The 9838-nt window shown below is 34.1% G+C and carries 10 protein-coding genes; 8 read left to right on the top strand and 2 right to left on the bottom strand.

What is annotated here, in order from left to right; all coding sequences use genetic code 11:
• Positions 1–48: 48 nt before the first annotated feature.
• Positions 49–690, bottom strand: coding sequence for a TetR/AcrR family transcriptional regulator (locus tag X925_RS06925; RefSeq protein WP_121515038.1), 642 nt, complete (start codon positions 688–690; stop codon positions 49–51).
• A gap of 320 nt (positions 691–1010) precedes the next feature.
• On the opposite strand from X925_RS06925, the gene X925_RS06930 reads away from it, so the two are divergent.
• The 8 genes from X925_RS06930 to X925_RS06965 are packed head-to-tail and all read left to right on the top strand — an operon-like array spanning position 1011 to position 8878.
• Positions 1011–2165 (top strand): lipopolysaccharide assembly protein LapB, encoded by a 1155-nt coding sequence (locus X925_RS06930; protein WP_121959532.1) that lies wholly within the window; start codon positions 1011–1013, stop codon positions 2163–2165.
• A gap of 31 nt (positions 2166–2196) precedes the next feature.
• Positions 2197–2964: a nucleoside triphosphate pyrophosphohydrolase gene (gene mazG, locus X925_RS06935; protein ID WP_121959533.1), complete on the top strand. Its 768-nt coding sequence runs from the start codon at positions 2197–2199 to the stop codon at positions 2962–2964.
• A gap of 7 nt (positions 2965–2971) precedes the next feature.
• On the top strand, positions 2972–4054 hold the full coding sequence (locus X925_RS06940) for a DUF933 domain-containing protein (RefSeq protein ID WP_121959534.1): 1083 nt from the start codon (positions 2972–2974) through the stop codon (positions 4052–4054).
• A 16-nt stretch (positions 4055–4070) separates the two neighbouring features.
• Positions 4071–5057: a UDP-glucose 4-epimerase GalE gene (galE, locus tag X925_RS06945; protein WP_121959535.1), complete on the top strand. Its 987-nt coding sequence runs from the start codon at positions 4071–4073 to the stop codon at positions 5055–5057.
• A gap of 3 nt (positions 5058–5060) precedes the next feature.
• On the top strand, positions 5061–5582 hold the full coding sequence (locus X925_RS06950; protein ID WP_121959536.1) for an adenine phosphoribosyltransferase: 522 nt from the start codon (positions 5061–5063) through the stop codon (positions 5580–5582).
• A gap of 34 nt (positions 5583–5616) precedes the next feature.
• Positions 5617–6990, top strand: a complete 1374-nt coding sequence (locus tag X925_RS06955; RefSeq protein ID WP_121515042.1) for a glucose-6-phosphate isomerase — start codon at positions 5617–5619, stop codon at positions 6988–6990.
• A gap of 3 nt (positions 6991–6993) precedes the next feature.
• On the top strand, positions 6994–7575 hold the full coding sequence (gene coaE / locus X925_RS06960) for a dephospho-CoA kinase (protein ID WP_121515043.1): 582 nt from the start codon (positions 6994–6996) through the stop codon (positions 7573–7575).
• A gap of 13 nt (positions 7576–7588) precedes the next feature.
• Positions 7589–8878 carry an ABC transporter substrate-binding protein gene (locus X925_RS06965; RefSeq protein WP_012208888.1) on the top strand — a complete coding sequence of 430 codons (1290 nt, stop codon included), beginning with the start codon at positions 7589–7591 and terminating at the stop codon, positions 8876–8878.
• A gap of 103 nt (positions 8879–8981) precedes the next feature.
• On the opposite strand, the gene X925_RS10325 is transcribed toward X925_RS06965, so the two are convergent.
• The coding region (locus X925_RS10325) for a type ISP restriction/modification enzyme (protein WP_199171513.1) at positions 8982–9838 on the bottom strand (857 nt) is incomplete at its 5' end.

Below are 9838 nucleotides of genomic sequence, written 5' to 3' on the forward strand. Positions count from 1 at the left end.
TGACTGTTATTTTATTGATTTGTTAAAGCTTTTTTGATAGATGTATGATCATGATAAAGAAGCCAACATCTTTTTTGTTACTTCTATGTAATACTCATATATTTGTTGAGGTTTCAACCCCGCCCATTTTTTGTACAATGTCTCTCGAAGACTCGCTTGCTGAACCATTCCTGTTATCTCACTCCACAAAACCATTGCGATCTTTAAAGGTTCTAATCGTTCGTCTATTGAACCATCTTTTATCCCTTCTTCAACGGAACTAACTAACAACTTAAAAATCTCTTCACTCTTTTCATACGCCTTCTTCACATGGGGATCTTTATCATCGAAATGAACTTCCAAGGTTTCATAATTCAATATCAACTTATAATAATCAACATATTCAAGGCTGAATGATACGTATGTTTCTCCCATTGATACAACCTTTTCAAAACCGTTTTTACAAGAGGAAAATTTTTCAATAATAGACCTGAGCAAAGCAGATAACGCTCTTTCAACAGAGGTAAAATATAGATCTTTTTTGCTTGAAAAGTATAAATACAACGTCCCTTTTGCAAGATTAGCTTTCTTTGCAATTTCGGTCATTGTAGCTTTCTCATAACCTTTTTCCACAAAAATTTTTTCTGCGACATTCATTATTAAATTCAATTTTCCCTCTTTATTTTTCTTCTCCAAACTATTTCGCCTCATATTTTTGCCCTCTAATAAAATAAAAATGACCAAAGGTCATCACTTTCATAAGATTATACCACAACAAAAAATCTATTTCAAGTTTTCGCATTAGATCATATTACTTGTCCGTGAAAAAGATTGGTTAGATCATAATTCGATGTCTTTAAGGGAGGATTACCCCTAATCATAGAATTGAGTGATTCAGAATTTTAAGATTTTGATTTGCTGCGGTCGCTTTCTTAGAAAGTAGCTTTATGATATAATTATTATTACAAGAATATAGTTATGAAAATTTTTCAAAAACCTTTAAAATTACTTGACATCTTAGGAGGAGCGTTTTGAAACAAAAATCAATTGCGTTTTTATTTTTTATTATTTTTACGTTATCGACCTTCGCAACAGTTTTTGATGATTTTGTTTACTACGTGGATCTTCAAACTATGTATGAATCAGATGACCAATATTTAAAGATCCTTGGAGGTTTTTTGAGGCGATGGGAAACGGGTTTGCCAATGTACGTAGATAATTTACAACTTTCTAATCTAGTGTTGTCCCCTGATGATGAGATAACCTTGAAGATATTAAAAGACATAGACCCTTATGTTTACCTTGAACCTAGAGAATTGTTTGAAGAAGCCTTAAAAGAATACCCCAATTCAATAATAATAAATTCTATGTATCTTTTTTTCAATTTCCAATATTGGCAAAATTCTTTGGACCCATCTGTGGTGAAAGAAATTTTTGAATATTCTGAAAAAATCGAAAAGCTTGTGGGAGGAAAAACTCCCTTTACTGTTTATTACCAAGCACAAATCTTATCAAAATCTAAAATATATAACGATCCCCAAAAAGCTTACAATGATTTAAAAGAAATCTATCTAACTTACAATTACGATAAAAAGATAATTGAATCTTTGGTAGAAATAAGTTTTCTAACGAATAACTACGAAATTATAAAAGACCTTTATAATACTTACATAAATTTGAAAGGGAACGATTCTCAAACATTACTGTACTTTTCTAAAATTTTTTATAACCTGGGAGAAACAGAAAAATCCAAAGAAATAGCCCTTTCTTTAATCCCAGTTGCAAAAGATTCAAAGATTCTTTCTGAAACATACGAATTTTTAGGTGACATAGAAAACAATTACGAGAAAAGGATAGAATATTATCAAAAAGCTTTAGCTCACGACAAAGAAAGTGGAAGAATAATGTCTAAATTGGGGTTAACCTACTATAATTGGGATAAAAAAGAGTATGCTCAGTTAGCTAGATACTTTCTCAACGGTGCACAGAGCCGCAATTATATAACCGAAGAAACTGAAGAAGCTTTAAAAGAATTGAGAGTGAGGGTTGTACTTGAAATTTTCCTTAAATATTTATTACCTTTGCTGTTAGGAGTAGTTTTTGCTTTATGGCTGCTATATTATTTGGATAAAAGAAGGAAGATCAAAGAGCACAATCGTATTTTTAAAGAGCAGAATAATAAATAGGTGAACTAATACGTACCACGCGGGAGGAATTATTTTGGATTTAGGTGAAAAATTCGAAGAGCTTATGAAAGTGATGAAAAGGTTGAGGGGACCGAAAGGTTGCGATTGGGACAAAGCCCAAACTCACGATACTTTGAAACCTTATATAATTGAAGAAGCATATGAATTGGTTGATTCTATTGACGAAAAAGATGTAAGAAAGATAAAAGAGGAGTTAGGAGATATATTACTCCAAGTTGTTTTTCATACCACTATTGCCGAAGAAAGCAATGAGTTTTCTACCATTGAAGTGATAGATGAACTGATCAATAAATTAGTAAGAAGACATCCCCATGTTTTTGGAGATGAAAAGGGATATTCTTATGCCAGGTGGGAGGAAATAAAGGCAAAAGAGAATGGAGATAAGAACTTTAGTAGAATTGGAAAACTCAACAAAGCCTTACCTGCACTCTCTTTAGCAAGAAGAATTCAAGAAAACGCTGCCGCGGTAGGGTTTGACTGGATAGAAGTGAAAGATGTACTCGATAAAGTAAAAGAAGAAGTGAACGAACTTAACGAAGCTAAAACCCAACCAGAGGTAGAAGAAGAGTTTGGGGATTTGTTGTTTGCACTGGTTAACTTGGCTCGTTTTTTAAGTATAGACCCAGAAGTTTCTTTAAGAAAGGCGAGTGAGAAGTTTATAGAACGGTTCAACCGAATGGAAAAAGCGATTGAAAAAGATGGAAAAGAATTTGAAGCTTTAAATTTAGATGAGTTAGACAAATATTGGGAATTAATAAAAAAAGAGGAAAAGAGGTGAGAATTAGGTGGAAATAGGCATATTCGGCCTTCCGTTAACAGGTAAAACTACTATTTTTTCCCTTTTAACAGACTATAAAATAGAGGATAGTTATAAAAGAGAGGCTATAAATAGAACGGCAATTATAAAAGATGAAAGAGTTAATTCTCTTGCACGTTTGTACAATCCCAAAAAGGTTATCTTTGCTAGCTTAGATTTTATCGATATACCAAGTTATGACCACAAGGGGGATCCAAAAGAAAAAACGAGAATTTTTCAGATGATACAAAATGTTGATGCTTTGCTTTTGGTTATAAGATCTTTTGAAAATCCGTCGGTACCTTGGCCTGAAAATGCTGATAATCCAATAAAACAACTAAACATATTAAAAACAGAGCTAATTTTTAGAGATTTAGAAATTGTAGAAAATCGATTAGAGAGGCTTGAAACGCAAAAGAAAAAGACAAAGTTCTCAGCAACAGAAGAAAATGAAGAAAAAATTTTGTTGAAAATAAAAGAAGTTTTGGAGGATGAGGTTTTCGTTTCGAAGATGGAATTGAGTGAAGAGGATAAAAAATTAGTTGGTTCTTTAGCTTTATTCACTTTAAAACCCATTATCGTATGTGTCAACGTCGACGATGACCAATTTTCAAAAAATAGCTACGAATATAAGGAACAGGTAGTCGAAGAATGTAAAAAGCAAAATTTTGCGTACATTGAAATAGACGGAAAAATAGAAGTAGAAATAAACGAGCTTGAGGACGAAGAAGAAAAAAGATTATTCTTAGAAGATTTATCAATTAAAGAACCTGGTGTTGAAAGATTAGCAAAAATTGTGTATAATCATGTTGGACTAATTTCTTTCTTCACCGTCGGAAAAGATGAGGTAAGAGCTTGGACGGTTAAAAAAGGTAGTACAATGAAGGAAGCAGCCGGAAAAATACATTCTGATTTCGAGAAGAATTTCATTCGTGCAGAAGTTATGAAATATGAGGACCTAATTAAATACGGAAGCGAAGAAAAAGTTAAAGAACAAGGACTTTGGAGATTGGCTGGAAAAGATGAAATATTGGAAGATGGAGAAATATTAAACATTAGAGCTAGCACTTGATTTGAGGGGTGACCTAATGATACTTGTCACAGGAGGAGCTGGGTACATAGGTTCTCATTTGGTGAAAAGGCTGCAAGATCAAAATAAAGAAGTAGTAGTTTTTGATAACTTCGAAAAAGGCCATAAGTGGGCTGTTAAAGATGTACAAGTCGTTGAAGGAGATCTCAGAAACGAAAAAGACATTGATTACGCCTTTGAAAATTACAAAATAGACGAGGTATATCATTTCGCGGCTTTTTCATTAGTGGGTGAATCTATGACAGAACCTAATAAATATTTTAAAAACAATATATGTGGAACGTTGAACCTACTAAAAAATATGCAAAAACATAAATGTAGGTACATAGTTTTTTCTTCTACTGCAGCTGTTTATGGAGAACCAGAAAAAGTCCCCATCACTGAAGACCAACCCAAGAACCCTACGAACATCTATGGTCAATCAAAATTAATGATTGAAGATATTCTCAATTGGTATTCTAAACTTGATATTATAAGGTATGTAGCTTTAAGATATTTCAACGCCGCTGGGGCGTATTATGATGGTAGTATAGGCGAAGCCCACGAACCTGAAACTCACTTGATCCCATTAGTTCTTGAAACAGCTTTAGGGAAAAGAGACCAACTGTACGTTTATGGCAATGATTACCCAACCAAGGACGGAACACCCGTTAGAGACTATATCCATGTAATGGATTTGATAGATGCCCATATTTTAGCTATGAAATGGATGAAGGAAAATGAAAAATCTGACGTTTTTAATTTAGGTAATGGTCAAGGATTTACCGTTTTAGAGGTTATTAAAACAGCTGAAAAAGTAACTTCAAAAAAAATAAATTACGAAGTAGTAGAAAGAAGGCCTGGTGATCCTGCTGTTTTAATAGCTTCCTCAAAGAAAGCAGAGGAAGTTTTAAACTGGCACCCTCAAAATAAAGAATTAGAAAAGATAATATCTGATGCATGGAAATGGCATAAAAATAAAGACAAAAATGTTTTAGGAGGATAACTCATGGAGATAGTAGACCTAAAAAAATGGATAAGAGATATACCAGATTTTCCAGAAAAAGGAGTTATATTTAGAGATATCACACCACTTTTGAAAAACCCTGAAGTTTTTAAGTATTCGGTCGAAAAAATCGCTGAATTGATAAAAGAGTGGGATTTCGATTGTATCGTATCCCCCGAGTCAAGGGGGTTTATATTTGCTACACCTTTAGCTTACCTCATGAATAAAGAATTCGTTCCCATAAGAAAACCAGGAAAACTGCCTTACAAAACCTATTCGATCTCTTATGAACTAGAATACGGTCAAACATCCCTGGAAATGCATGTTGACGCGATAGATAAAGGAGAAAAGGTGATAGTAGTCGATGATGTGTTAGCCACGGGAGGTACTACAAAAGCGATAAAAGAATTAGTAGACAGAGCCGGAGGCAAAACCGTTGGAGTTGTCTGCCTTGCTGAATTAACCTACCTAAATCCAAGAGAAAATCTAAACGATTTAGAAATTGCCAGTTTGATACGATATTGAAAGCATAATTTAAACTCAAGAAGGGGGAAAAAAGATGAATGGTATAAAATTTGATTTTTCAAATGTTTTCCATCCTAATATTGAAAATGGCTTAACGGAAGAAGAAATAAACGACCAAGCTAATAGAGTTCAAGATATTGTGGAAACGATAATACAAAAAAATCCCGGCTTTTTAAATCTGCCTTTCACAAGGGTTTACATAGATAGGGTTTTGGATTTAAAAACGTGGATACAAAGTTTTGAAAGTGTAGTAGTTTTAGGTATAGGTGGTTCTGCATTAGGAAATCAGGCGCTGCAAACAGCCCTTAATCCATTGCATTATAACGCTTTGTCTAAAGAAATAAGAAAAACTCCCAAAATTTTCATCCTGGATAATGTTGACCCCGATTTTATAGCATCAGTTTTGGACCAAATTGATCCAAAGACTACTCTGTTCAATGTTATATCAAAATCCGGTACAACAGCAGAAGCCATGGCAAATTATCTGGTTGCAAGAGGAATAATCGAAGGATACGGATTAGATCCAAAAAAACACTTCCTATTCACCACCGATCCTGAAAAAGGTATATTAAAGAAAATAGCCGAAGAAGAAGGAATCAAAACCTTGGATATACCTCCTTCAATTGGCGGTAGATTCAGCGTTTTAACCCCTGTCGGCTTATTATCAGCTTTGGCAAGTGGAATAGATATAATTGATCTATACAACGGTGCAAAAGAAATGCACAAAAGGGTTACCAATCCAAACATTTGGGAAAATCCTGCGGCTTTTAACGCCTTAGTGCATTATCTATATTACCAGAAAGGTTATAATATTTCCGTAATGATGTCCTACTCAAACAAATTGTTTCTACTCGCTGATTGGTACAGACAATTATGGGCAGAAAGTCTTGGAAAAAAATACAATTTAAAAGGTGAAGTAGTCAACGTTGGGCAAACTCCAATAAAAGCATTAGGCACAACAGACCAACACTCCCAAGTTCAACTATACAACGAAGGGCCTTACGATAAGGTAATCACTTTCATACAACTAGAAAATTTTGAACGAAACATAAAAATCCCTAATATACACTGTGACCTTCCCGAGCTATCATATCTGGGAGGTAAAAATCTTTCAGCCCTTTTGAATACAGAATTAGCTGGTACGGAATACGCTTTAACAGAAAACAATAGACCAAATCTAAAAGTTATTTTCCCTCAGATCAATCCCTTCAATGTGGGACAATTCATATTCGCATACGAATTTCAAACAGCAGTAATGGGAAATCTATTAGATATAAACCCTTATGACCAACCAGGCGTTGAATTAGGTAAAAAGGTTACCTATGCTTTGATGGGAAGAAAAGGTTACGAAGATTTCAGTATCGAGGTAGAAAACAAGCTCAAAAACAAAAAACAGGTGACGATGTAAAAAATGGTAATAGGAATTACAGGCCCTGCAGGATCTGGAAAAAGTACTATATCAAAGATAATAAAAACAATATACAAAGATAAGGCATTCATAATCGATGTGGATAGGTTAGGACACGAGGTCTTAACCTATTTTTTTATCAAAGAGAAATTGAAAGAAGTTTTTGGAGAAGAAATATTCGACGATGATAACAATATTTCCAGATCAAAACTTGGTGAAATAGTTTTTTCAAATAAAGAAAAGTTGGAATTATTGAATCAGATAGTCCATCCAGAAATTCTTAATAAAACTGAACAAATACTGAAAGAAATTTCAAATAAAAATGATATAATAATCATAGATGCAGCTTTGCTTTTCAAAATAGGATTGGACAAATTATGCGATAAAATTATCTACGTAGATGCCCCAGAAGAATTACGTATTGAAAGGCTGTCAGAAAAACGAGGTATCCCCTTGGAGAAGGCAAAAAACATCGTCAAATCCCAAGAACACATAAACTCTAAGCGTTGTGATTTCAAAATATTGAATATTGGTAATTTTGACCAATTGTACAAAGAAACAGAAAAAATTATCCAAAACTTATGAGGAGGTGTTCGGAATGAAGAAAGTTGTTTCTATTCTTTTTACGGTTTTACTTGTTTCTTTTGCTTTTTCTCAAGTCGAGATAGAGTTTTGGCATGGCATGGGAGGACAGTTGGGAGAAACTCTGAATTCCTTAGTCGATACTTTTAATAGGGAAAACCCAGATGTTCATGTGTCAGCCATATATGTGGGAAACTACAGTGCATTAAACCAAAAGTTACTTTCTACGATCACCGCATACTCCCAAGGAAGTACCACAGACCTTCCAACTTTATCTCAAGCTTATGGAAACTGGACCGCAATGTACCTATTTTCTGATGTAGTGCAACCACTCAACGGATATATTGAAAAGGATCCTGAGTTTAAAGAAGCTTGGGATAATCAGATATTCCCTGTTCTAAAGGATTTAGTTACATGGGGAGACACAGTATATGGAATCCCATTTAACAAATCTGTTTATGTTTATTATTATAACCCTGATCTATTTGACTTATTTGGAATCGATCCCCCAAAAACTATGGATGAATTATGGGAAGTAAGTGAACTTTTAACAATGGATTTAGACATGGATGGAGAAACGGATCAATATGGATTAGGTGCGAGAAACTTTATCGACGATTTTCAAATATTCTTATATGCATATAACGCAACATTTTTAGAATACGTCGGCGATGGTAAATACAGAGTTGTTTTACCTGAAGAAGAAACAAAAGAAGTTTTAACATTCATAAAGAACCTGAAAGATTCTGGATACGCTTTGTTCCAAAACGCATATTTGGATCCCCAGTTTGGCTCTGGAGAAATAGCCGCATACATGGGAACGGTTGCAGGTTTAACTTATGCTGAACAATCGTCCAGAGGAAAACACGGTGTTGCTTGGGCTCCATTACCTTCTGTAGATGGCGTCCCTCACTCTCCTATAGCTGGAACTGATGTGATAATGTTTAACTGGGTAAGCCAAGAGCAAAAAGACGCAGCTTGGAGATTCTTGAAATTTTTGATGGATCCCGTTAACGTTGCATACTGGTCTATAAATACTGGATATGTTCCAATAAGAAGAGATGTTGAAGAGGTTCCACAGTGGCAAGCCTATACAGCAACAGATGATAAGCCAAGTATTGCGCTTAACGAATTAGAAACCGCTATCCCAGATCCAAAACCAGCCGCATGGAACGATATAAGAAATGATATCAGTACATTATTTGCTAACTTTTTAAACGATATGGCGACGGTAGATGAGACATACGATGCTATCGTAAATACTTTAGAAACAGGATTAAAGGAGACAGGCGAATACGCTGAATAATGAGTAATAATTATCAAATTATCAAAACCCCAGGTAAAATCAAAACCTGGGGTTTTATTTTGTGCGGTATCTGCTGAACGACGTTAGAACTTTCTTTATCAATTTAAGGGATATTAACTTTATCAATTTCCTTCATCAACCTGATCGTTTCGCTAATAATTTCAACAATCTGGAGGAATTGCTCTATATCTTTGCTTTCTAATTTTCTATTCTTCCTGCTTTTAAGCCATTTATCTAAAACCTGATAACCGCCGATATAAAAATCCCAGATTTCCTCAGGTACACCATCAAAGTATTGCTCTTTGTTAATCCATACTTTACCATTTTCATACTTTACCTTTTCAACAACATTTGAACCAATTACATCAAACTTTACTTTTGTTGGCAATCTCTTTCTCATTAAATGTAATTCAACCAACTCTTTGCCTAATTCAGCCAATTTCTTGAATATCTCATAATTATCGATAAAGGGAATTCTTGGAAAATCAAATTGAAGAAATTCTCCATATCTCTTACGATAAGTAGGTGAGTAAAAAATAGCATAGATATAGTAAAAAATCTCTTCTGGAGTTAGTTCTTTATTATATTTTTCAGATAGGGTTTTGTAAATATCTGGATCAATATTTGCTTTCTTCTCGAAGTCAGAATAAAGATATAGTGGGAAAAGATAGTTTATTTCGCTTGTTTTGTTTGAAATATAGCTACTTTCAATAATTCCATCAGAAATCCAACAATGCTGCCAAACCTCACCTGCTTTTACTTGCCTGACTGTTATCAACCCCAAATTTTCCTTTAGCATGTGTTTCATAACTTCTGAGCGAGTTCTCCAAACTACTGAATCATGGAAATATATCTCTCTGATATCAAAAGGTCGATAAAGTATTTTTTCAAAGTATTTATCCCAATCTTTAACTTTATTTAAATCGTTCCTTGCTTTTTTAACTCTCCACATATAATTTT

The sequence above is a fragment of the Petrotoga sp. 9T1HF07.CasAA.8.2 genome, from assembly GCF_002895585.1.
Lineage (GTDB): Bacteria > Thermotogota > Thermotogae > Petrotogales > Petrotogaceae > Petrotoga > Petrotoga mobilis.

Coding starts and splice junctions, on each gene's coding strand:
- X925_RS06925 (WP_121515038.1), bottom strand. CDS start 690: ATGAGGCGAAATAGTTTGGAGAAGAAAAATAAAGAGGGAAAATTGAAT.
- galE (WP_121959535.1), top strand. CDS start 4,071: ATGATACTTGTCACAGGAGGAGCTGGGTACATAGGTTCTCATTTGGTG.
- X925_RS06965 (WP_012208888.1), top strand. CDS start 7,589: ATGAAGAAAGTTGTTTCTATTCTTTTTACGGTTTTACTTGTTTCTTTT.
- X925_RS06955 (WP_121515042.1), top strand. CDS start 5,617: ATGAATGGTATAAAATTTGATTTTTCAAATGTTTTCCATCCTAATATT.
- coaE (WP_121515043.1), top strand. CDS start 6,994: ATGGTAATAGGAATTACAGGCCCTGCAGGATCTGGAAAAAGTACTATA.
- X925_RS06950 (WP_121959536.1), top strand. CDS start 5,061: ATGGAGATAGTAGACCTAAAAAAATGGATAAGAGATATACCAGATTTT.